The sequence below is a fragment of the Dactylosporangium sp. NPDC000555 genome (assembly GCF_040300025.1).
Classification (GTDB): domain Bacteria; phylum Actinomycetota; class Actinomycetes; order Mycobacteriales; family Micromonosporaceae; genus Dactylosporangium.
The window spans coordinates 1-23,579 of record NZ_JBEPDB010000097.1 but is presented as its reverse complement, the minus strand read 5'-3'; the positions used below and the strand labels follow the sequence as shown (position 1 = coordinate 23,579).

Here is a 23,579-nt window from a genome sequence, read left to right as displayed (position 1 = left end):
TGCGGACGGTCGTGGCGTCGAGGTATATCTGTCAAGGGTGTTGCCGCGGAAGGGAGCCGAAGGTTGCTGACAGCTGGCCCGGCATGGACGGCCACGGCCGACAGCCCACAGACGCCCGCGTCGCTGCTCGACGGCGCCGAGGAGGTGCTGGTCCTCACGCACCACTGTGACCTGGCGTTCGTCGAGGAGTGCCTCCGCCCGGCGCGGGCGGCGGGAGCACGGATCACCGTCGTGTACGACGCCGCGGCGGGCGACGACGACGCACCGCCCGGTGGCGGGGCGGCCGCGGTGCGCGACGTGCTGCCCGTACCGGTCGTGATGCGATCCGGCGGGGCCTTCCGGCCGCGGCTGGTCGTCTCCGCGTCGCCGGCCGCGGCCGTGGTGTCGATCGGCTCCGGCGACGCGACCCCGGACGGCTGGCTGCGTAACGCCGAGGCGTGGACGCACCTGCGGGCCCACGGGGCGACGGTGCCGACGCTGATCACCGACCTCGCGGAGTGGCTGCTGCGGCTGCCGGAGCAGCTGTGGATCGAGCCGCTCGGCGTCGAGCGGCTCGCGGCGGTGGCGAAGCTGCTGACCGCCCGGCCGCACGCCACCGAGGCGGACGAGCCGCTCCTGCTCACCAACGACCTGGTGCCGATCGTCGAGCAGCTGCCGTTCCCGTCGGGGGCGGACCGGCTGAGCGTGACCGCGCCCGCGTTCGACGCGGCCGGGCGGGCGCTCGGCGAGATCGTGCGCAACGTGCGGGCGGCGCGCGTCCGGCTGCTGCTTCCCTCGGGCGTGCGCTGCGACCCCGTGGGCCTCCTGGTGGCGCTCGACGAGGCCGGGACCGGTGCGGACGCCGCCACGGCGGGCGACATCGAGGAGCCCGAGGTGCGGATGCCGGACGGGCCGAGGCACCACCACGCCGGCGCCATCGAGTGGTGGACCGACGGCGCGGGCGTCCTCGTCACCGGCGGCCTGGACTGCACCCCGGAGGCGCTGCTGTGCACGAGCGCCGAGCCCGGCGGTAACTGCGAACTCGGGCTGCTGCTGGAGGTGACCGAGTCCCTTGTGGACGCGCCGGACGCCCGCGAGATCGCCCTCGACGACGACGCGTTGCGGGTGCGCCCGGCCCCGGCCGCCGCACCCGCCGTCGCCCGGCTCCTCGGGGTGCGGCTGCTCGCCGACCGGATCGAGGCGAGCCTGGTCGCGGCCGGAACGACGGCGCCGGACGGGCTCGTGGTGACGGTGGGCGACGCGACGGCGAAGCTGCCGTGGACGGGGGCGGCGGGGCGCCTGCACACGTACGCCTCGGACAGCCCTGGCGGCCCGGACGGCCCGGCCCTCGACGGCCGCACCGCGCGGGTCAGGGCGGCCGACGGCACCGACCTCGGCGCGACGGTCGTCACCGACGTCGCGGGCGCGGTGAGCCGGTTCAGCCACCCGTCCCCGCTGGAGACCCTGCCGCTGCCGGCCGTGCTCGGCGACGCCGCGCGCCTCGAGGCGCTGTTCACCGCGGTGGCGCAGCTGGCGACCGGGCGGACGGTGCGCCACGGCGTGCCCGCGCGGGAGCGCCGCTCGAGCGAGGAGGCGAGGCTGCGCGCCCTCGTCGGTCCGGCGCTGCTGGACCTGGCCTTCGGCCGCGTCGCGATCCGGGCCGCGGCGGGCGAGGAACCGGCCACGGCGATCACGGCCGCGGCGGGCAGTACAGCCGGGCACGAGGAACCCAGCGTGGCGGCGGCGATCGCCGGGCTCGACGGCCCGGGGCGCGACCGTCTCAGGCAGCAGGTGCTCCGGCTCGGGGGCGCCGCCGCCGGGTGGCCGCTGCCGGCCCGGCTCGCCGCGTTCCGGCTCGTGCTCGTGCTCGCCGCCGCCGGGCTGTGGCCCGCGCCGCAGGACTGGACACCCCTCGTCGCCGCCGGGCTCGACGCGCTCATCGCGGCCGACGACGAGGCGTTCTGGGCCGAGCAGGCGGCGCTCGCCACGGTCGGGATCGCGGCCGTCCATCACGGGCACCGGCTCGCGCCGCTGGCCGGCTTCGAGGACCTGCGCGCGGCCGTCCGGCTCGATCGAGCCGCGCCGGAGGATCTTGTCGCCCGATACGCGGACGGGCTCGCCGGGGCGGTCCTCGGGGCCGGCTTCCGCGCCGAGGACATCGCCGCCGACGCCGGGGAGCTGCTGGTGCGCTCGCCGTTCGACGACGCGGTCGACGCGATCCCGGGGGCGGTGGGGACCGTACAGCGGGCCGACGGCGGCGGCGGCGTGCTGGTCGAGACGACCAAGGACCCCCGCCGCACCACGCTGCTGGTGCTGGACCTGCTGCGGGACTTCCCCGACTCGCACGTCACCGTCCGCGGCAGCGCGGGCACCGAGACCCACGGCTGGTGGAACGGCCGGCGCCTGGTACTGCTGACCCCGTTCGGCGGCCGGTGGCGCGGCTCGCTGTGGCCGGGCCTGATGACGGGCATCGCCACGTATGCCAAGGGCGCCTCCGCCCTGCCGGCCGCGGCTCGCACCTGGATCACCGAGGTCCCGCAGTTGCCCGAAGGCTGATCGCCGCCGGCGCGGGCCCGTCGGGACGCGCGTCGATGTATCGTCGAGCGGCTGGCCGCACAACGCTGACGGGAGGGGCGCGGTGGGGTTGCCGGAATGGGTACCGGACGGGGTGGACATCACCACGCCCAACGCGGCGCGCGTCTATGACTACACGCTGGGCGGGCTCCACAACTTCCAGGTCGACCGCGAGTTCGCCGAGGACGTGCAGCGGGCCTGGCCGGGCGTCTTCCAGATCGCGCACGCCAACCGGGCCTACCTCGGCCGGGCGGTGCAGTGGCTGACCGAGCAGGGCGTGCGCCAGTTCCTCGACATCGGCTCGGGCATCCCGACCCTCGGCAACGTGCATCAGATGGCACAGGCGGTGGCGCCGGAGGCGCGGGTGATGTATGTCGACATCGACCCCGTCGCGGTCGCCCACAGCCGGCACATCCTGGCCGGCAACCCGCACGCGAGCGCGATCAGCGGCGACCTGCGCCGCCCGGAGGAGATCCTCGCCCACCCCGAGGTCCTCGCGCTGCTGGACTTCTCCGAGCCGGTGGCGCTGCTGCTCATCGCGGTGCTGCACTTCGTCTCCGATGACGACGATCCGGGCGGCATCATCCGCCGTTTCGACGAGGCCGCGGTCTCCGGCAGCTACGTCGCGTTGTCGCACGGCATCCCGGCCACGGTGCAGGCGGCGGAGCAGGACGAGGTGAGCGGCCTCTACCGGCGCACCCCGACCGCGGTATACCTGCGCACCCCGGAGCAGGTGGACGGCCTGCTCGACGGCTGGCGCGTCGTCGAGCCCGGACTGGTCCCGATCACCGACTGGCGCCCGGACCCCGAGGACGACGAAATGTCCCGCCCCCCGCTGCTCGCCGCCGTGGCCCGCAAGGGCGCGGATCGTCCGTGATGCGGCGATAGGACTGGATTGGCCGGGCCCCGGCCCGGCATAATCATTCACTGGAGGCAACTCACATGCCCCGGTTTCGCGCTTCATATCCTGGATGTCCTGGAAAGGGTCGCCCCACGGGGTTCCTGTTTCACCGCTGACCGCCCCATCCGGGAGGGCTCCCGTTGAGGTCTTACGCCGGCTCCACAGGCAGACACCGCCAGCCCGGCGGCCAACAGGTTGCGTGCCGCGTTGAGGTCGCGGTCGTGGGTGGTGCCGCACCGGGCCGGCCGCGGCCGGTCGCGACGTTCATGCTTTTCGTGCCCTGCTCCGCAGGGGTTCCGTTTCCTCCCCGCCTGAAGGCGGGGGTTCCCGCGGGAGGAATCTGATGACGGAGCCAGCGCCGGCGCGTTGCCGCGCCCACATCCGAGTCCACGCGTGATCGGCACCGGGGGCATCCGGCGATCGCCCGACGAGGCCGTCGCGGCGGTCGCCGCAATCTGGAACCGCACGCTGCCCGCCGGCGTCAGCTTCGTGCCCGGCGGGCGGGCCCGGCGCCGGCAGCTGCTGGAGGGCTTCGCCCAGCGGCTGGTCGACGCGCTGCGGGACGGCGACTTCGACCGGCAGGCCGGCTACCGGGTCGGGCAGGACATGGTCCTGGCCGCGCTGGCCGACCCGCAGGTCCTGCTGGTCAGCCTCCGGGTGCTGCGCGAGGGGCTGCCGAGCGCCGCCGGGCTGGACGACGCCCGCTCGACCGGCCGCCTAACCGAGCTGCTCGACGAGCTCGCCCACGGGTTCGCCACCGCCATCCGCACCGAGGTCTGGTCCGCCGCGGAGTCGATCAACCGCGGCGAGCGCTCCGCGTGGCGGGACCGGCAGCGCGACCTGGAGCGGCAGGTCCGCCACGCGCTGCTGCACGACCCGCTGACCGGCCTGCCCAACCGCGCCGCCCTCACCGCCCTCCTCGACGCGCTGCCGGCCACGGCGGCGCCCGGCTCGCGGCTCGGGCTGTGCCTGATCAACCTGCGCCGGTTCACCGCCGTCGACCAGCTCCTCGGCCACGACGCCGGCAACCAGCTGCTGCTCGGCGTCGCCGGCCGGCTCCGCGACGTCGCCGCGGAGCGCGGGCACGAGCTCGCGCACCTCGGCGGGGACACCTTCGTCCTGCTCGTGCCCGACACCACCGGCCCGGACGAGGCGGTCAAGGCCGCCGACGCGGCGCTGGGTGCGCTGCTGAGCCCGTGGCCGATCGACGGCCATGACGTCCCGATCGCCGGCCGGGCCGGGATCGTGGAGCACGCCGCCGCCGGGGCGAGCGCGGGCGAGCTGCTGCGCCAGGCGTCGATGGCGCTGGACTGGGCGCGCCACGACGCCACGGCATGGGCGCTGTACAACCCGGGCCGGGCCACCGCCCACCTGCGCCGCCATCAGCGCGCCAACGCGCTGGCCGAGGCGGTCGCCGGGGGCGCGGTCACGCTGGCGTTCCAGCCGATCCTCCGCCTCGACAACCACGGCATCGCCGGCATGCACGCGCTGCCCCGCTGGGTGCACCCGGCGACCGGGCCGGTGCCGGAGGCCGAGCTGCTGCAGCTGGCCGAGCAGAGCGGCCTGCTGTTCCAGCTCGGCCACCGGCTGCTCGCCGACGCGTGCGCCCGGGCGGCGGCGTGGCAGGCCCACGACGCCGCGCCGATCGTCAGCCTCGACCTCACCGCCGCCCAGCTGCGCCACCCCGACCTGGTCAGGACCGTCATCGCCGTGCTGGAGCGCACCGGCCTGCCCCCGGCCAAGCTGCACCTGGCCGTGCCCGAGCACGCGCTGCACGACCCGGCCGACGCGATCGCCTTCGCCCTCGACGGCCTCGACCGCGCCGGCGTGCGCCTCGCGGTCACCGAGGTCGGCATGGGCCACGCCAACCTGACCGCGACCCCGGTGCACAGCGTCCGGCTCCACCCGCAGCTCATCACGGGCCTCACCCTGACCTCGCCCGAGCACCGGTCCAGCCTGTCCATGGCGACGTGGCTCATCGCGATGTTCCACGACCTGTCGATCTCGGTCACGGCCACCGGCGTCGACCACCGCGACCAGACCACCGCCCTGCAGCTGCTCGACTGCGACCACGGCCTAGGCCGCGCCCTCGGCAAGCCGATGACCGGCGACGCCGCCGACACCCTGTTCGGCCTCCGCCGGCCACCGGCCTGACTAGCTCGGCCTGACCGGGCCGGCCTGACCGGGCCCCACCGGCGGCTACGCGGCGGTCCGGGCCGCCCCGGCGCCGAAGCGCATCCGGAAGTCGTCGGCGACCATCGACAGCAGCGGCCGGCGGCCGGCCAGGAAGCGCAGCGGCCCGTACGGCTCGATCGTCCACGCGACGCGGGCCGGGCCCCAGCGGGCCGTGGCGCGCACCGGCGTGGTCTTCGCCATGCCGGTGAGGGCCTGGGTGACCCGGAAGCCGATCGGCAGCCGCAGCGCCGGGCCCCGCCGGCTCAGCCGCGCCGCGGCGATCGGCCCGGCCTCGGTCGCGGCGGCGGCGCGCGCGCCGGTCAGCTCGAACTCGGCCAGGTCCTTCGGGATGCCCCACAGCGCCCGGCCGCCGTCGCGGGAGCGGGGGCTGTCGACCCAGATGTGGGTGATCGTCACCCGTGGGCGCAGACCGGCCCGCACCAGCACCGCCGAGAGCAGCTCGCGGTAGCTCATGTCGCCGCCGGGGCGGTAGTCGACCCAGGCGGTGCCCACCACCGCCCGCCGGCCGAAGCGCACCACGCGCACCGCGCCGGCGAGCTCCGGGGGCAGCTCGGGCAGGTCGGCGACGGGCAGCGACCAGACCGACACGTACATCCGGCCGCGCAGCGACCAAGGCTCCGCCGGGTAGGCCATAGCCGCACTCTACGTCGCCGCGACCGGCCGCCAACGACAACCGTCGATCGAGTGGGCCCTATCCGCGAGCCTGGGCCCGGCGGCGGACGCGGACGGCCGCGAAGGCCGCCGCGCCGACCAGGGCCGCGGCCGCGGCGGACAGGGCGCCCACAGTACCCCCGGTCGCGCCCTTCGACGCCGCTGGGCGCGCCTCGGCGGCGGCCGCCGCGGCCGAGGCGCTCGGCGAGGGCGGTGCGTGCAGCGCGGCCGCCTCCTGCGGGGTGACCAGGTGGCCGACGGAAGTGCCGGCGGGCAGCGCGAAGCCCCAGTCGAGCAGCATCGTGCCCTGCTTCCAGGCCCGGGCCGGCACGATCTCGGCGCCCATGATGGTGACGACCAGCCGGCGACCGCCCCGCTGGGCCGCGCCGACGTAGGTGTGGCGGGCCTCGTCGGTGAAGCCGGTCTTGCCGCCCAGCGCCCCCGGGTACTCGGTGAGCAGCTTGTTCTCGTTCTGGATCTGGAAGCCCTTCGGGTCCTTCGGCGGCTGCGGCGGCCACTGGAAGCGCTGCATCGTGTCGTACTTGAGGAACGCGGGGCGGTCGAAGTCCTCCCGCGCGATGAGCGCCAGGTCGTAGGCGCTGGTCAGCTGGTCCGGCGCGTCCAGGCCGGACGGGGTGACCGCGTGGGTGTCGTCGGCGCCGAGCCGGCGGGCCTCGGCGTTCATCGCCGCGATCGTGGCCGGCACGCCGCCGTCCCCGCCGGCGACCCGGGCGAGCGCGTTCGCGGTGTCGTTGCCGGACTGCAGCAGCAGCCCGTACCACAGCGTGGACACCGGGTAGTGCCCGCCGACGACCATGCCGACCGCCGAGCTGTCCGCCGGCAGGTCGAGATCCGCGGGCGTCGCCTCGACGACCAGGTCCGGGTCCAGCTTCGGCAGCACGGTCGCGGCCAGCAGCAGCTTCTGCACGCTCGCCGGGCGGCGGCGCAGGTGCGGGGCGCAGGCGCCGAGCACCTCGCCGGTGTCGAGGTCGGCGACCACCCACGACATCGCCGACAGGGTCGGCGGTGCGGGCGCGCCGACCGCCACGGCCAGGCCGGTGGTGGCCATCCGTTCGCCGCCGATCACCGGCGCGGACTCCTCGCGCGGCGGCGACGGCGGGGTGGGCGGGACCGTCGGGATCGTCGCGTACGGACACGGCACCGCCGCCGCCGGGCTCGCCGACGGACCCAGCGCCGGCGGTGGCAACGGGCCGACCGGCAGGGCCAGCAGGGCCGAGGCCGGCGCGGCGGCCATGAGACGCCAGACTCCCATGCCGCGCAGCCTACCGAGCCTCGGCGTCGCCCGGCGGCCGGTCGGCGCCGGACCCCGCCACGGCTACCGCGACTGCACCACAACCGCACTCAGAATCGCAGGCGGCGGCCCGATCGGTGTGATCATGTCGGAGAGCGCGCTGGACCAGCACGAATGCGACTACCGGGCCCGCCAGCTCAGGCTGGGGACCTGGATCGGCGTCGGGTGCATCCTGATCGCGGCGGTCCACGTCCAGCTCGAACGGTACGGCGGCCCCTGGCTGGTCGCGCTCATGGTGCTGGGCGGGGCCGGGCAGGCGGCACTGGCCGCGCTGCCGTGGCAGCGCTACGCGGAGGCGCGCTGGCTGCCCCCCGTCATGGTGGCATGGTGGCTGGCCAACCTGGCGCTGCTGCTGGCGTTCGCCGCCTACGACGCCGCAGCGCTGGCCGTCTACCCGGCCGGCGTGACGCTCATCCTCGTCTCGACCGCGGCGCTGGCCACCGAGCGCCACGTCATCGGCATGGGCGCGATCAGCATCGCCGGCTACGTGGGTCTCGTGGTGGCCGGGGACCGGCCGGTGACCGGCACGCTCGCCGCGCTGTGCGTCGCGCTGATGCTCGGCGTCACCTGGTTCTCCGCCCGCACGGCGAGCAACCGCAGGCGGCTGGACGCGGCCCGGCGCACCGCGGAGCGCAAGGTCGGGGCGCTGCTGGAGAACTCCTCCGACGCTGTCGTGGCCATCCAGCTCGACCGCGGCGTGACGTACGCGAGCCCGTCGGTGCGCACCGTGCTCGGCTACGACCCCGCGTTCCTGACCGGCGATCTGCTCCTGGACATCACCCACCCCGACTATCTGCCGACCGGCATGGAGTGGTGGCTGGCGGTCGCCGAGGGCGGGCCCGGGCACACCGCCCGGGTCGAGTCGCGGATCCGTCGCGCCGACGGCACCTGGGTCTGGGTCGAGATCATCGGCACCAACCGTATGGGCGAGGAGCCGCTGAACGCCGCCGTCGTCAGCATCCGCGACATCACCGAGCGCAAGGAGCTCGAGGAGGAGCTGACCCGCCAGGCGTTCGCCGACTCGCTGACCGGCATGCCCAACCGCGCCCTGTTCCGCGACCGGCTCGAGCACGCCATCGCCCGCAACCGCCGCGGGGGCGGGCGGATCACGCTGCTGCTGGTCGACCTCGACGACTTCAAGCTCGTCAACGACAGCCTCGGGCACACCGCCGGCGACCAGCTCATCGCGACCACCGCGCTGCGGCTGCACCAGCAGTTGCGCGCCGCGGACACGCTGGCCCGCCTCGGCGGCGACGAGTTCGCGATCCTGGTGGAGGACGTCACCGAGATCGAGGCCATGGACCTCGCCGAGCGGCTGCTCGCCGCGATCCGCCGGCCGCTGCGGCTGGGCAACCGCGAGGTGGTCTGCTCCGCCTCCATCGGCGTGGCCACCGCCAAGGCCGGCGACGGCGACGGCGGGCCTGACCCCGGCGAGCTGCTGCGCAACGCCGACCTGGCGATGTACGCCGCTAAGGGCGCCGGCCGGGACCGCTACACGCTGTTCGACCCGGCGATGTACGCCGGCATCCTGCGCGAGGCCGAGGACCGCGCCGAGCTCGAGCGGGCCCTGGCGGACGAGCAGTTCGTGATCCACTACCAGCCGATCGTCGACCTGCCGACCAGCCGGCTCATCGGCGTGGAGGCGCTGGTGCGCTGGCAGCACCCGGCGCGCGGGCTGCTCGGGCCCGACACGTTCATCCCGCTGGCCGAGTCGACCGGGCTGATCGTGCCGCTCGGCGCGTGGGTGCTGCGCCAGGCCTGCGAGCAGCTGGCCAGGTGGCGCGAGGAGTTCCCGGACGCGGCCGCCATCCGGGTCAACGTCAACCTCTCCCCCCGGCAGTTCCAGCACGAGGGGCTCGTCGAGGAGGTGTCCGGGATCCTCGCCGAGACCGGCGCCGACCCGCACCAGATCGTCCTGGAGATCACCGAGTCGCTGCTCATGCAGGACACCGACTCGACCATCAGCACCCTCGGGCGGCTCAAGGCTCTGGGGGTACGTCTGGCGATCGACGACTTCGGCACCGGGTACTCGTCGCTGTCGTACCTCAAGCGCTTCCCCGTCGACATCCTCAAGATCGACCGTTCGTTCGTCGACGGGATCACCGCCGAGGGGGGAGACGCGACCCTCGCCGAGGCGGTCGTGCAGCTGGGCCGGGCGTTGCAGCTGCAGACGGTCGCGGAGGGCATCGAGACCGCCGAGCAGTGGTCGACGCTGCAGGACCTCGGCTGCGAGCTCGGGCAGGGCTATCTGTTCGCGAAGCCGGGCGCCGCCGAGGCGATCTCCTCGATCCTCGGCGGCGACCGGTTCTGAAGACCCTCGCGGCCGGCTACGCCGGGATGCTGTACGGGTCGCCGTACACCTTCCAGCTCAGCGGCGGGTCGAGGTCGAAGTTGCGGTTGTTGAGGAACACCCGCTGCGCGGTGTCGACCCGGCTGGTGTCGCTGTGCGCCTCCTCGGTCTTCATCGCCGCGACCCGCGCGTCGAGGAAGGCGTTGAGGTAGGCCGCCTCGTCGCCGCCCTGCGCCGGCGTCTTCGCCTTGGCCATGGCGGCCTTGCGGATGCCGCCGAAGCTGACCGGGCTGGAGCCGGGGCCGTGCATGACGATCGCGTCGTAGTAGATGAACTGGCCCAGCGCGCGCAGGCCGTCGGCCTTGGCCTGGTTGACGGAGGGGTTGAAGTACACCCGGTCCCGCTCGTCGTCCTGCGCCTTGGTGAACTGCGGGTCCGCCGCCGCGGTCTTCCAGTCCGCGGTGAAGTTCGGGTCGAGCCCGGCATGCGAGGCGGTGCCGTTGACGCCGCGCAGCGCCGGCAGGTACTTCGCCAGCACGTTGCCCGGCACCCGCTGGGCGTAGAGCTGGACCAGTTCGAGCATGTCACCGGTGCCGGAGCAGAAGCCGATGATGCCGGCCGTGTACCCGCGGCCGTCGCCGATGTCCTCGATGTACTTGTACTGCGCCTTCCAGTTCAGCGAGGAGTTCTCCGCCGAGGACACCAGCTGCATCGCGATGTCCTTCTTGCGCGGGTCGAACAGGTCCTTGCCCGGCGAGGACGTCGGGCTCCTGGTCGGCGAGGCGCTGGCGGACGCGCTGCGCGACGGCGAGGCCGACGGGGACGCGGAGGGCGACGGGGACACGGAGGCGGACGGGGACGCGGACGCCGAGCCCGAGGCCGGCGGGGACGCGGTCGGGGTGCTCTCGGTGGCGTTGCCGTACACCTTGAACTCCCACAGCGAGTAGCCCCACTGCGTGCCGCGGGCGGTGCCGTAGAGCCGCACGTACCGGCCGGAGCCCGACAGGCCGGTCAGGTCGTCGGTACCGCCGTCGCCGTTGCTCGTGCTGTAGATCGTGCGCCACGTGCCGCCGTCGGCCGAGGTCTCGATCCGGTACGCCTTGCCGTACGCGGTCTCCCACTTGAGGTTCACGCGCGTGATGCCGCGGATCGCGCCGAGGTCGACGCGGATCCACTGGGGATCGGATCCTTTCGCGCTGGCCCACCGCGTGCCCGTGTCGCCGTCGAACGCCAGTGCGGCGCCGAGGGACGGTGACTCCACCGATGACGAGGTGGCCGGCTTGCCCTGCGACAGCAGGGTCTCCGTGGCGGCGTCGGCGCCGCGCATGACCAGGACGGTCGTCACGGTGCCGACGGTGAGCAGAGCCGCGGCGCCCAGGCCGGCCAGCCTGAGGGGGTGGTTCACGAGGCGCCTCCAAACCTTATCTGTTAGGTAACTTGCCTGACAGAGGTTGAAATTAAAGCGCCTCGATGTCAAGGATTCTAAATGAGACTTCATGTCGCGTTACGGTTCGACGCCGGGCGCCGACCGGGCCATCGCATGTGTGATCGCCCGCGTCTCAGCCGGGCGCTGCAGCCGCCGCCAGCCACCGTCCGGGCGGGCGGCGTCCGCTGGCTCCCGGGGCAGGAGGACGCTGAAGCGGGTACCGCCGCCCGGGTTGTCCTCGACGGCGATCGAGCCGCCGTGGCGCTCCATGATCCGCCGGCAGATCGCCAGGCCGAGCCCGGTGCCGCCATAGTCGACCGGGCTCGCGCGGTAGAACGAGTCGAACACCCGGCCCTTCTCCTCGTCGGGGATGCCGATGCCGCGATCGGCGACCTCCAGCCGCACGCCGCCGCCACCGGTCGAGGCGGTGATCTCCACCTGGGGCGGGCGGCCCACCGGCGTGTACTTGATGGCGTTGCCGACCAGATTGTCGACAACCAGGCGCAGCAGGTTCGGGTCGGCACACACGACGGGCAGCGGCCCGATGCGGACCGACGGCACCGGCGGCGCCCCGTCGGGTACCGCCCGGGACAGGTGCGCGGCCGGCCGCGGCGCGGTCCGCTCGGCCACCACGGCGTCCACCAGCGGGCGCAGGTCCACCTCGGCGAGGTGCAGCGGGGCGTCCCGCGCGGTGGTGTACGCCAGCAGGTCGTCGATGATCGCCCGCATCCGGGTGGCGCCCTGCCGGATCCGCTCGACGGCGAAACCGGCGGTCTCCGGCCGTGGCGGGGCGTCGGCCAGCGCCTCCGCGGCGACGGCGGCGAAGCCGTGCACCGCGGTCAGCGGGCTCTTCAGGTCGTGCGCGACGACCGCGGCGAACTGCGCCAGCTCGGTCTCGTGGCGGCGCAGCTCGGTGATGTCGTGCAGCACCGCGACCGCGCCGCGCGGGCCGCCGCCGGAGCGGTCCAGTGGCCGGGCGCTGACGCTGACCAGGATGCCGTCGGGGTGCGCGGGGTTCAGGATCACCATCTCGGCCCGGTCCACGGGCACTCCGCGCAGCGCCCGCACCATCGGCAGCTCGTCGGCCGGGAACGGGGTGACGCGGTCCGGCCGGTACGCGCCGTAGTGCGCCGGCCAGTCCTCGAGGTGCTCGGCGTCCTCGGCGGTGCCGAGCAGCTGCCGGGCGGCCGGGTTGTGCAACAGCACCCGGCCGTCCTCGCCGACCACCGTGACGCCCTCGCTGACGCTGGCGAGGATCGCCCGCTGCAGCGCGGCCCGGTCGCGCGCCTCCCGCCCGGCGGCGCGCAGGTCCCGGGTCGCCTCCTCGACCAGCGCCATCGCCTTGGCCCGGCGCGAGCTCAGCAGGTACACCAGGGCCGCGAGCAGGACGCTCGGCAGCGCGCCGGCGGCCGCGGCCACCAGCGGCCGGTCGCTGGAGGCGCCGGGCAGCTCACGCGGGTCGGCGGCGACGTCGAGGCGCCAGCGCCGATGTGCGATGTCCAGGTACCGCGTGCGGCGCAGCGCGTCCGACGGCGGCGCGATGGGGTGCGCGGTCGCGACCGGCAGCAGCCCGCCGCCTTCCCGGTTGGCCGCCAGCGTCGCGGTGACCCGCGGGTGCAGCACCTCGCCGATCGCGCCGCCGAAGAAGTCCTGCCCGCGCAGGCCGAGCAGGACGAAGCCGCGCAGCCGGCCGCCGGCACCGAGCACCGGGGTGGCGAGGTTGAGCGCACGGCGCCGCCCGGCCGACGGCCGATCGGGGTCATCCGGCAGCAGCGCGGCGTCGGAGATCGCGGCGCCGCCGAGGCCGCGGGCCTGGCGCAGCACGTCGGCGATCGCGGGCACCTCGGCGAGGTCGGCGCCGGCGGGGGCCGGCGGCCGGCCGTCGAGCTGACGGCCGTAGACGGCGAAGAAGTGCTCGGCGACGCCCGAGGCGGGGCGCAGGGTCAGGCCGTTCGCGCCCGCCGCGCGCCAGGCGTCCTGCACGGCGGCGACGGCGCCGGGCTCAGCCGCGGCCCGGCCATCCGCCGGCACGACGAAGACCACGGCGGTGGCGCCGGGGAGGTTCTCCCCCGGCACGCGGGCGGTGATCCGCTCGAACGCCTCCGGGGTCAGCACGTCGTGCGAGGCGAGCGCGACCGCCAGGGTGTCGACGGTGTCGAGGTAGCGCCGGACCTCCCCGGCGACCGCGGCCTGCGCGAGGTCGACCTGCCGGTCCATCTCCTGGGCGGCCGAGCGGCGCTCCTTCGACGCGAGCGCGGCGCTCACGCCTGCGGTCGCGGTCAGGCCGAGCATCAGCACGACCGCCGCCAGCCCGAGCGACACGTACCGCCGTCTGGAATGCACCACTCAAGCATATTTGAGTGGGTTTGTTCGTATACTCGATTCGAGGTATTGGAGGGGTGCGATGCCGACGGTCCTGGTTGCCGAGGACGATCTCGCGATCCGCGATCTGCTGACGTTCCTGCTCGACACGTCCGGGCATCAGGTGCTCGCCTGCGCCGACGGCGGCAGTGCCCTGGCCACCGCCCGCCGCGAGCGGCCCGACCTGGCCATCCTCGACGTGAGCATGCCCGGCATCAACGGCATCGAGGTGTGCCGGGCGCTGCGCGGGACCGCCGACACCGAGCTGATGCCGGTGCTGATGCTCACGTCGCACGGCCAGTGGCTGGACGTCAGCTCCGGCTTCGACGCGGGCGCCGACGACTACCTGGTCAAGCCGTTCGAGCCGAGCGAGCTGATGGCACGCATCGAGACGCTGCTGGAGCAGTCCGGGACGGATCGACCGGCGAGCGCCTCCTAGGCCGCATGGGCGGCGCCCGGCCGCGGCGCCAACCCCTGGATTCGGCGTGTCCGGCCGGATCGGACAGAATGACAGGGTGACGCACAGCATCGAGGACGACTGGGTAGCCCGCTTCGCCGACGAGGTCATCGCATCCGCGCAGGACCGCGCGCCGGGCCGGCCGATCGTCTGCGCGTCCGGGCTGAGCCCCTCCGGGCCGATCCACCTCGGCAACCTGCGCGAGGTGATGACCCCGCACCTGGTCGCCGACGAGATCCGCCGCCGCGGCGAGGACGTCGTGCACATCCTGTCGTGGGACGACTTCGACCGCTTCCGCAAGGTGCCGGCCGGCATCGAGGGCGTCGATGAGTCGTGGAGCGAGCACATCGGCCGCCCGCTGACCTCGGTGCCGCCGCCGGCCGGCAGCCCCTACGGCAGCTGGGCCGAGCACTTCAAGGCCGCGATGGCGGCGTCGCTGGAGCAGCTCGGCGTGCAGTACCGCGGCATCAGCCAGACCGAGATGTACCGCTCCGGGGCGTACACCGAGCAGATCCTGTTCGCCATGCGGGAGCGGCAGCACATCGACGGCGTGCTCGCGAAGTACCGCACGAAGATCGCGCCGGAGGAGAACGACGAGGACGGCGAGAGCGTCACCGGCTACTACCCGTATCGGCCGTACTGCTCCGTCTGCGGGCGCGACACCACCACCGTCACCGCCTACGACGACGCCACCACCGAGCTGACCTACACCTGCTCCTACGGCCACGGCGCGACCGTGCTGCTGTCCGAGCACCGCGAGGGCAAGCTGGTGTGGAAGGTCGACTGGCCGATGCGCTGGGCCTACGAGGGCGTGCACTTCGAGCCCTCCGGCGTCGACCACACCTCCCCCGGCTCGTCGTACGTCGTCGGCAGCCAGCTCGTCGCCGAGGTCTTCGGCGCCCGCCCGCCGATCGGCCCGATGTACGCGTTCGTCGGCATCGCCGGCATGGCCAAGATGAGCAGCTCCCGCGGCGGCGTGCCCACCCCCGCCGACGCGCTGCAGATCATGGAGGCCCCGCTGCTGCGCTGGCTGTACAGCCGCCGACGCCCCAACCAGTCCTTCAAGATCGCGTTCGACGACGAGATCCAGCGGCTCTACGACGAGTGGGACACCCTCGGCCGCAAGGTCGGCGAGGGCACCGCCCCGCCGGCCGACGCCGCCGCCCACCACCGCGCGATCGGCACCGCCGCCGGCCCGCTGCCGGTGACGCCGCGCCGGCTGCCGTATCGCATGCTCGCCTCCGTCGCCGACATCACGGTCGGCGACCCGGCCCAGATGCTGCGCATCCTGGCCGACATCGACCCCGCCGACCCGATCGTCTCGCTGGACGACACCCGCCCCCGCCTCGACTGCGCGGTCCGCTGGGTCACCACCTACGTCCCCGACGAGCAGCGCACCCACGTCCGCACGGCCCCCGACACCGAGCTGCTGGCGTCGCTGGACGACGAGCAGCGCGCCGCGCTGCGCCTGCTGGCGGAGCGCCTGGCGGAGCAGTGGTCCCTCGAGGGCCTGACCAGCCTGGTGTACGGCGTGCCGAAGATCCGCCTGGGCCTGCCCATGGACACGAAACCGACCCCGGAGCTGAAGACGGCCCAGCGCGAGTTCTTCTCGCTGCTGTACCGGCTCCTGGTCGGCCGCGAGTCGGGCCCCCGCCTGCCCACCCTGCTGCTCTCCCTGGGCGCCGACCGGGTCCGCACCCTCGTCGGCGCCTGAACTCCCCAGCCTGAGCTCCCCCGCCCGGCCGAAAACCGCTTGCCGCGCTCGGCCGGGTCGGGGAATCATGTGCCCATGACGCTCTGACGGACTCCTCCGCCGGCACCACGCCCGCGCACCGACCCGGTGCGCCGTGCTGCCATCCGTCCGCACCCGCCCCAGGGAAAGAGCGTCGTTGTCCGCTTCGCAGCACTCTGCCACCGTCACCGTCTTCGCCTCCCCGTCGAGCTGGATCGAGTCCGCCGCCGTCGACCAGTGCCGCCAGGTGGCGGCCCTCGACGGCATGCTCCACGTCGCGGGCATGCCCGACCTGCACCCGGGCAAGGGCGCGCCGATCGGCGCCGCCATGCTCACCTCGGTGTTGTACCCGCACCTGGTGGGCTCCGACATCGGGTGCGGGATCGCGGTGTTCCCCATCGCCCTCAAGCGCCTCGTGCCGGAGCGGCTCGCCGCCCGCTTCCCCGACCTCGACAGACCCCTGGATCCCGGGGATTTTGGCGACTTCGGCCTCGCGACGCGGGACGTCCCCGCCGGCCACCTCGACGGGCTCGGCACCGTCGGCCGCGGCAACCACTTCGCCGAGCTTGCGCGGGTCCACACCGTCCTCGACGCGGGCCACGCGGCCCGCCTCGGGCTGTCCGCCGGCGACCTCGTCCTCATCGTCCACAGTGGATCCCGAGGCCTCGGCGAGCGGATCCTGCGCGAGCACACCGAGGCGCACGGGGCCGGGCCCGCCGCCGACGCCGAGGCCTACCTGGCCATGCACGACGCCGCGGTACGGTGGGGATCGCTCAACCGCCGGCTCATCGCCGCCCGGGTCGCGGGCGCCCTGGGCGCGCGGCCCGCCGAGCCGATCGTCGACCAATGCCACAACCTCGTCGAGATCCGCGACGGGGCGTACCTGCACCGCAAGGGCGCCGCCCCCGGCGACGGCCGGGACGTGCTCATCGCCGGCACGCGCGGCACCGCGTCGTACCTCGTGGCCGCGCACGCGGGCCCGGAGGCCGGCCACTCGGTGGCGCACGGCGCCGGGCGCAAGATGTCCCGGGCCGACGCGCTGGTCCGCAACCGGGCCAAGCACACCGTCGAGGAGCTACGCCGCACCCCGCTCGGGTCGGTCGTGGTGTGCGGCGATCGGCAGCTGCTGTTCGAGGAGGCCCCGGGCGCGTACAAGCGCATCGAGCAGGTGGTCGCCGACCTCGTCGAGCACGGCCTGGCCACGCCGATCGCCACCACGGCCCCGGTCGTCACGTACAAGACCGCCGACCGGGAGCCACGCCGGGGCCGGTCATGACGGGTGTACACCTGCTGATGTCGGCCGGTCGCGGGCCGTTGGAGTGCGCGTGGGCCGTCGCCGAGCTCGCCGCCCGTCTGGAGGCCGAGGCCGCCGGACTTGGCGTGGCCACCCGGCGGGTGCGCAGCGTGCCCGGCGACCGCCGCGGCACGTACCGGTCGGTGCTGCTGCACCTCGGCGGCGAGGACGCCGGGCGGTTCGCCGCCGCGTGGACCGGGACGCTGTGCTGGCAGGCGCCGAGCCCGTACCGCACCGGCGCTGGGCGCAAGAACTGGTACGTCATCGCCGGCCCCTGCGACCTGGACGCCCCGAGCACGCCGTTCGCGGAGGCGGACGTGGACATCGTTGCCTGCCGGACCGGCGGCCCCGGCGGCCAGCACCGCAACAAGGTCAGCACGGCGGTCCGCGCGACGCACCGGCCGTCGGGCCTGGTCGTCGTGGTCGACACCGAGCGGCAGTTCGGCCAGAACCGGCGGATCGCCCTGGACCTGCTGCGCCGCCGCCTCGGCGAGGGCGACGCGGCCGCCGCCCGCGCCCTCGATGCCGCGAGACGGCACATGCACGACGAGCTCGTCCGCGGCGACCCGGTCCGCGTCGAGCGCCCGGTCAGGCCGGGTCCGGCATCAGGTCCAGCGTCAGCTCCGAAGCCGGATCTGAGGCCAGGTCCAGGGCCCGGGTCAGGTCGGCGATGATGTCGACGGGCTCCTCGAGGCCGACCGAGACGCGCAGCAGGGACGCGTCGACGCTGTCCGCGGTGCCGCCGTGGGAGAAGATCAGCGACGCCGGGTGGGTGATCAGCGTCTCCATGCCGCCCAGGCTCACCGCGTTGCGGGCCAGCCTCGTCGAGGCCAGGACCCGGGTGGCGAACTCCGCGGACTCGACCGTGAACGACAGCATGCCGCCGAAGCCGGTCATCTGACGGCGCGCCAGGGCCTGCTGCGGGTGGGTGGACAGGCCCGGATAGTGCACCGCCGCGACCCGCGGGTGGGCCGCCAGGGCCTCGGCGACCGCGCGGCCGTTGTCGTTGTGCCGGGCCATGCGCAGCGGAAACGTGCGCAGGCCGCGGGCCAGCAGCCAAGCCTCGAACGGGTGGCAGGTCGGGCCCAGCACGCGGGCGGTCTCCCAGGCACGGTCGATCAGCTCCGCCCGGCCGGTGACGACGCCGGCGGTAACATCGCTGTGGCCGTTGAGGTACTTCGTCGCCGACTGCACCACCAGGTCCGCGCCGAGGTCGAGGGGGCGGGTGTTGTACGGGGTGGCGAACGTGTTGTCCACGACGAGCAGCGCGTCCGGGGCCGCGGCGCGCACCGCGGCCAGGTCGGTGAGCACCATCGCGGGATTGCTCGGGGTCTCGGCGTAGACGACGTCGGTGTCCGCGTCGACGGCCTCGTGCAGCGACTCCTGCGGTACCAGACGGACCTCGACCCCGAACGAGGGCAGCACGTCGCGCAGCAGCGTGAGCGAGGCCGCGTAGTGGTTGGTCTGGGCGACGACCCGGGTGCCGGCACGCACGTTCGAGATCAGCGCGGCGCTGACCGCGGCCATGCCGCTGCCCAGCAGCAGCGCCCGCTCGGCACCGTCGAGGTCCGCGAGCATCGCCTCGGCCTCGGCGTTGTTCGGGGAGCCGTACCGCGTGTAGTACCCCGTCGGCGCCACCGCCGCCGCGATCCGCGCCGCCTCCGGGGTGCGGGGCAGCTCGTACGTGCTCGTCTGGTAGACAGGGGTCGTCACGGGGATGCCACCGGGCCGCTCCTCGACGGCCGGGTGCAGGAGCCGGGTAATGCTGAGCCGTGATGCGTCGTCGATCGCCATCGCCCAAGTATGATCGCCCGCCGCCGCGCCCAATTCTGCGGCTCATGTGCGTTCAGAGCCCTCTCCACCTCTTCAACCACCGCGCCGCACATTCGCCGGCCGAGAATGGCACTCTCGATGTGCCGCGCGGCCTCGTGCATCGTAGGCTGAGCGGATTCCGCGCCTCCAATCCCAATTTCGTCGTGTCCAAACATGCGCTCTCAGCAAGGATTCGGTAGGTTCCGGTATTCGAAATGGGCGAGGACGAGGCCAGCGCGGACGGTGTCACCGATGGTGGGCTGGCTGTGACGTGGCGTGGGTGCGCCAACGGTTGGTGAGCAGCGCGAAGCCGCGTTCGCCGGGTGCACGTTGGTGGGCAGCAGCGCGTTGTATGCCCGGTTGTCCGGGGCAGGTCGGGTGCGGCGGTCGATGGCCAGCAGGCACGACACGTAGCGGACCGGTTCCCTCGGCACGTCAAAAGGACGGCACGATAGGCGACCACGGATAGCAGGGCACCGACAAATTCGGGCTCTGTCCGTTTTGGAACGCCAACCGCGATCCGACCCCCGAGAGAATCCCCCCGTTCGTGAGACTCTGAGCGATAACAGCATGGTTGGACAATTCGGACATCTCGCAACTCGCAACTTTGCCGGGCCCTATCACGGATGGAGTCCTCATCAGTAGATGGATCTTGTGGTGAGAACTCATCTATCGAGGGCTTCGCCCAGCTTCCAGCACTGTCCGACGTGGACGGTATGCCCGTGGCGGTCACATCCCGGCGGCATGCTCGCTACGATTCACGTCGTTCGGGAATCTGCACCGGCGGTCCATGGGGAAAGTGGCTGCTTGTTCCTGCCGCGCGGAGTATTCGGCGGAAATGCCGATCGGCCGTGCGCGGCATTGCCGAACGACGGCCGCGATGCACCGATTGCCGCATATTGCCGCCGACCGTTCGATGCGTTGCCGGACCGGCGGGCCGGCGCAGCTGTGGCGTGGATGCGCGACGACGCTTCGGACCAGGACCAGGACCAGGACCGGGCCGCCCGTCGCCGTCCACCTGACGCGGCGCGGGATCGCAGTCACTTGCCGCAGTGCTGCTCGCGGGACGTTGTGCCTGGTCAGGCGGCGTGACCGGCGGAGGCGGCGAGGGCGGCACCGGCCCCTGCACCGAGCCGTGCACCGAGCCGTCCCGCTGGTCGCTGACCGCCGGCGGGGTGTCGCCGCGGAGACGGCGGAGTTTCTCGGCGTGCCTTCTGGCCAGACCCCAGTCTCGATGCCGTGCGTGCTCCCGGCGGAACTGCTCCTTCGCCGGAGAGTAACGACGCGATCTGGTCGGGTCGCGCATGGCAGCCAACTCCGCCCTTGAAAACAAACCCAGCTGCCCCATACATGCAATTATCCCAGAACCCGACCGAAACCACCGCCCCGAACGGCAGTCCGTCTGGATGACACGCCCGGATCATCCACACTGGACAATTCTGGACGGGGCGTGGAGCCTTCGGCAGATGAGTTCTCACCACAAGATCCTTCTCCACGGCGAGGACTCCACGTGATCACATACCGTGCCATGGTCGACGTGCCCAAGGAACTGGTGGCCCATGTCGCCGCGCTCGCGCTCACCCAATTCGGAAAACCGAGACCTACGCAGTTCCCGCTGAGATCACCTCGATGAAAGCAGCTCCAATCAAGATCGATCCAGGTCGCTTTTGGGCGATGCAAGACGAAATCGATGCGAGAATGCGTGCCGCCGCACCCGGCGTTCTCCTGTTGGCGATGCGCGACGGCCCCGACCCCGCCATGACTGGTAACTGGTCGTGGGAGGATGGCCGACTCGCGTCCGCTGGATTGCTGCATGGTGACCCGGAATCCGGCGGGCCGTACTGCCACGTGATCACGACCGCGACCGGACCCGACGACGTCGTCAGGATGCAGCGGCTCGCTGCCATCGCAGCAGCCGCGCCACGCGCCACCCGCACCATGCCCGACGAATTGGGCACCGGCACACTCGCTACCACCGTCGAGATCGACGGGCCCATGGTCGAGACGCAGAGCGTGAACGAGAGTGATCGATGGTTCCAGACTGCCATCCTGGACGGCACGGGCATCGTGGTCGAGTCACGCGGCGTTGATCCACGCAGCATCGTCCTCGTCAGGGTGACAGAGGTCGAGCCCTACCTGGACGGCCGACGCCAGTATCTCAGAAGCCGCCGGGGGCGAAGCGTAGAGCGACCGGTAATAGGTGTTCGTTGAGCCTGCGGGTGGTGGGTCGGGTGTCCCAGCGGTAGCGCGTGCGGGTGCGGCGGTCGCGCTGACGGCGTCGAAGCCCAGCTCGGCGAGGAGGTCCCGGCTCGGGCCGTAGTCGTAGGCGCGGTCCAGCTGCACGGTGAAACCACCGGCGAACGGCGGAGGTCGCCGAGTCCGCCGGCGACTCCCCCGGTCGCGGCACACCTGAGCGGCGGTTCCATCCACTAGTTCGTCACTTCTGTCGAGCCGCGCCGAGCACCGTCCCAGCCGAGTGACATAGGTCACTTGACCTGGCCGCTCCTACGCTCTTGCGGCCCTCGACTTTGCATGATGATTATAGGAACTTGTCATGGCTATTATAGAAATACCGACCGATACGATAGGATTTGTCCCGACCTAACGAAGGTGTACCTGGATCGGGAATTCCGGCTGCTCGACACCCCACTTCGCATCCATAGACGAAGGGTTTTTTGTGAAGAATATTGTCATTACTGGCGGGACATCCGGCATCGGCCTGGCGCTGGCCCGCGCTTGTCGCGACCGTGGGGACAACGTCCTCGTCGTCGCCCCCGATCCGGTCAAGGGCGAACGCTTCATTGAGGAGTCGGAGAAGCGGGGGGCCGGAAAGCGGGTCTTCTTCATACCGGCCGACCTCAGCCTCGTCAGCGAGAACAAGCGGGTTCTCGGCGAGATCGCGGATACATTCTCGGCCGTGGACGCCCTGGTGCTGTGCGCACGGTTCTTCCGGTCATACCGCCGGGTCACCGCGGAGGGTTTTGAGCACAACTTCGCGCTGTACTACCTGAGCCGGTTCCTCCTGAGTCACGGACTCGTGGAGTCGCTGCGGAACGCTGGTACGGCGACGGTCGTCAATGTAGCGGGCCCGGGTATATCGGGCCACATCCACTGGGATGATCTTGAGCTGGAGCGGAGGTACGACGGCTGGGAGGCGATGTTCCAGGGCGGCAAGCTCAACGATCTCCTCGGGGTCTCCTGGGCGGCGGCGCACGGCGACGAGGGGATCCGTTACGTGCTGCAATTCCCGGGCGGCACGCGCACCGGCCTCGCCGGTGAGTTCGACCCGGCGACGGCGGCCCAGATCGAGCAGATGAAGTTGAACGCCGCGAAGTCCCCGGAGGAGTCCATCGTCCCGATCGTCGATGTCATCGACAACCCGCCCGCCGGACCGCTCACCGCCCTGTGGGAAGACCAACCGATCAGCCTGAACCAGAGCTCGTTCGACATCAACGCCGCGACGCGGCTGCATCGCCTCACCGAAGAGGCCCTATCGCGGCGATAGGTGGAACGCGGGCGGTGTCCGCCGAGCCGGATCTGGGCCCGATTTGCCACAAACACGAACTTTGTTCGTTATGGTGCCTGCATGCGACATCGATGGCTGAGCGCGCTCGTGGCCGGTGTGGCCGGGGCGCTGCTCGTGGTACCGCAGAACAACGCCCTCGCCGCGGAGGCACCCCAGACGATCGTGGTGCGGTCCGGCGACACGCTGTGGGGGCTCGCGCACCGCAACGGCACCACCGTGGCGGAGCTGCAGCGGCTCAACAACCTCGGCACCTCGACCCTGATCCGTATCGGTCAGACCCTCGTCCTGCGCGACGACGCCGCCGCGATCCGCGCCCGCAAGGTGGCCGCCGCGATCGCGTACGCCCAGGCGCAGGTGGGCAAGCCGTACCGGTTCGCCACCGCCGGGCCGGAGACGTTCGACTGCTCGGGCCTGGTGATGCGGGCCTGGGAGGCGGCCGGCGTGCGGCTGCCCCGGGTCACGTACGACCAGATCAAGGTCGGCGCGCGGGTCACCCGTGCCGAACTGGTCGCCGGCGACCTGGTGTTCACCAACGACGGCGGGCACGTCGTGCTCTACGTCGGCGGCGACCAGGTGATCAATGCCGGACACACCGGCGTGTCGGTGCGGCTGCAGGCGCTGCCCCGCGACGAGCGGGTCGTCGCCTACGTGCACCTCACCGACGTGTGACCCGCTCCCGGGTCAGATCGGCCAGCACGGCGGCGAGGGCCGACTCCGCGGCACCGATCGACGGGCCGCGCGAGCCCAGCTCCGTGGGGACGATTGACGGGAGCCCGTCTCGCCGCCAGGCCATCGCCGCCCGCCGTACCGCCGCGAAGATGGCGTCCCCGGCGACCTCCAGCAGCTCCACGCCGACGCCGCCGAGGGTCACCACCGCCGGGTCGAGCGCGTTGATCAGGGCGCCGATGCCGCGGCCGAGGGCGCCGGCGGCCGCGGTCACGGCGGCGCGGGCCGGCCCGTCGCCGGCGCGGGCGGCGGCCAGGACCTCCCCGGCGAACGCGCGCGGGTCCTCGGGGTCGGCCCGGCCGAGGCTGCGGGCCATCGCCCGGCCGTCGACCATGAGGTCCC

General features: G+C 73.1%; 17 protein-coding genes. 11 read left to right on the top strand and 6 right to left on the bottom strand.

The genetic code is table 11. The features are described 5' to 3' along the window. Positions 1-63: 63 nt before the first annotated feature. From ABT297_RS37090 to ABT297_RS37080, 3 genes are all read left to right on the top strand, one after another. Entirely contained in the window at positions 64-2,535 is a 2,472-nt protein-coding gene (locus ABT297_RS37090; protein ID WP_350557253.1) for a hypothetical protein, read from the top strand. Between the two features lie 82 nt (positions 2,536-2,617). After that, positions 2,618-3,430 carry an SAM-dependent methyltransferase gene (locus ABT297_RS37085; RefSeq protein ID WP_350557252.1) on the top strand — a complete coding sequence of 271 codons (813 nt, stop codon included), beginning with the start codon at positions 2,618-2,620 and terminating at the stop codon, positions 3,428-3,430. 417 nt (positions 3,431-3,847) lie between these two features. Beyond that, entirely contained in the window at positions 3,848-5,608 is a 1,761-nt protein-coding gene (locus ABT297_RS37080) for an EAL domain-containing protein (protein ID WP_350557251.1), read from the top strand. Between the two features lie 45 nt (positions 5,609-5,653). Here the strand turns inward: ABT297_RS37080 and ABT297_RS37075 are convergent, their stop codons facing one another. Further along, the gene (locus ABT297_RS37075; protein WP_350557250.1) at positions 5,654-6,283 is read right to left on the bottom strand and encodes an acetoacetate decarboxylase family protein; all 630 of its coding nucleotides are present in this window, start codon (positions 6,281-6,283) and stop codon (positions 5,654-5,656) included. Between the two features lie 58 nt (positions 6,284-6,341). Beyond that, positions 6,342-7,574 carry a D-alanyl-D-alanine carboxypeptidase family protein gene (locus ABT297_RS37070; RefSeq protein ID WP_350557249.1) on the bottom strand — a complete coding sequence of 411 codons (1,233 nt, stop codon included), beginning with the start codon at positions 7,572-7,574 and terminating at the stop codon, positions 6,342-6,344. A 124-nt stretch (positions 7,575-7,698) separates the two neighbouring features. On the opposite strand from ABT297_RS37070, the gene ABT297_RS37065 reads away from it, so the two are divergent. Beyond that, the gene (locus ABT297_RS37065) at positions 7,699-9,924 is read left to right on the top strand and encodes a putative bifunctional diguanylate cyclase/phosphodiesterase (RefSeq protein WP_350557248.1); all 2,226 of its coding nucleotides are present in this window, start codon (positions 7,699-7,701) and stop codon (positions 9,922-9,924) included. A gap of 16 nt (positions 9,925-9,940) precedes the next feature. On the opposite strand, the gene ABT297_RS37060 is transcribed toward ABT297_RS37065, so the two are convergent. Beyond that, positions 9,941-11,308 (bottom strand): chitosanase, encoded by a 1,368-nt coding sequence (locus ABT297_RS37060; protein WP_350557247.1) that lies wholly within the window; start codon positions 11,306-11,308, stop codon positions 9,941-9,943. A 99-nt stretch (positions 11,309-11,407) separates the two neighbouring features. After that, positions 11,408-13,672: an ATP-binding protein gene (locus ABT297_RS37055; protein ID WP_350557246.1), complete on the bottom strand. Its 2,265-nt coding sequence runs from the start codon at positions 13,670-13,672 to the stop codon at positions 11,408-11,410. A 61-nt stretch (positions 13,673-13,733) separates the two neighbouring features. On the opposite strand from ABT297_RS37055, the gene ABT297_RS37050 reads away from it, so the two are divergent. The 4 genes from ABT297_RS37050 (at position 13,734) to prfH (ending at position 17,847) form a co-directional block, all read left to right on the top strand. Next, positions 13,734-14,129: a response regulator transcription factor gene (locus ABT297_RS37050; protein WP_350557245.1), complete on the top strand. Its 396-nt coding sequence runs from the start codon at positions 13,734-13,736 to the stop codon at positions 14,127-14,129. Between the two features lie 76 nt (positions 14,130-14,205). Further along, positions 14,206-15,861, top strand: a complete 1,656-nt coding sequence (gene lysS / locus ABT297_RS37045) for a lysine--tRNA ligase (RefSeq protein ID WP_350557244.1) — start codon at positions 14,206-14,208, stop codon at positions 15,859-15,861. Positions 15,862-16,036: 175 nt separating this feature from the next. Next, a complete protein-coding gene (locus ABT297_RS37040; protein WP_350557243.1) occupies positions 16,037-17,155 on the top strand; it encodes an RNA ligase RtcB family protein in 1,119 nt (372 codons plus the stop codon). After that, entirely contained in the window at positions 17,152-17,847 is a 696-nt protein-coding gene (prfH, locus tag ABT297_RS37035) for a peptide chain release factor H (protein WP_350557242.1), read from the top strand. The genes ABT297_RS37040 and prfH overlap by 4 nt, the downstream gene beginning before the upstream one ends. On the opposite strand, the gene ABT297_RS37030 is transcribed toward prfH, so the two are convergent. After that, positions 17,762-18,967: a trans-sulfuration enzyme family protein gene (locus ABT297_RS37030; RefSeq protein ID WP_350557241.1), complete on the bottom strand. Its 1,206-nt coding sequence runs from the start codon at positions 18,965-18,967 to the stop codon at positions 17,762-17,764. The genes prfH and ABT297_RS37030 overlap by 86 nt on opposite strands. Before the next feature lie 1,647 nt (positions 18,968-20,614). Between ABT297_RS37030 and ABT297_RS37025 the strand changes: the two genes are divergently transcribed. The 3 genes from ABT297_RS37025 (at position 20,615) to ABT297_RS37015 (ending at position 23,180) form a co-directional block, all read left to right on the top strand. Next, a complete protein-coding gene (locus ABT297_RS37025) occupies positions 20,615-21,196 on the top strand; it encodes a hypothetical protein (protein WP_350557240.1) in 582 nt (193 codons plus the stop codon). A gap of 466 nt (positions 21,197-21,662) precedes the next feature. Then, positions 21,663-22,490, top strand: a complete 828-nt coding sequence (locus ABT297_RS37020) for an SDR family NAD(P)-dependent oxidoreductase (protein WP_350557239.1) — start codon at positions 21,663-21,665, stop codon at positions 22,488-22,490. 81 nt (positions 22,491-22,571) lie between these two features. Beyond that, the gene (locus tag ABT297_RS37015) at positions 22,572-23,180 is read left to right on the top strand and encodes a C40 family peptidase (RefSeq protein WP_350557238.1); all 609 of its coding nucleotides are present in this window, start codon (positions 22,572-22,574) and stop codon (positions 23,178-23,180) included. Here the strand turns inward: ABT297_RS37015 and ABT297_RS37010 are convergent. Further along, positions 23,167-23,579 (bottom strand): ROK family protein (locus ABT297_RS37010; protein WP_350557237.1); only part of this gene is annotated, 413 nt, incomplete at its 5' end. The genes ABT297_RS37015 and ABT297_RS37010 overlap by 14 nt on opposite strands.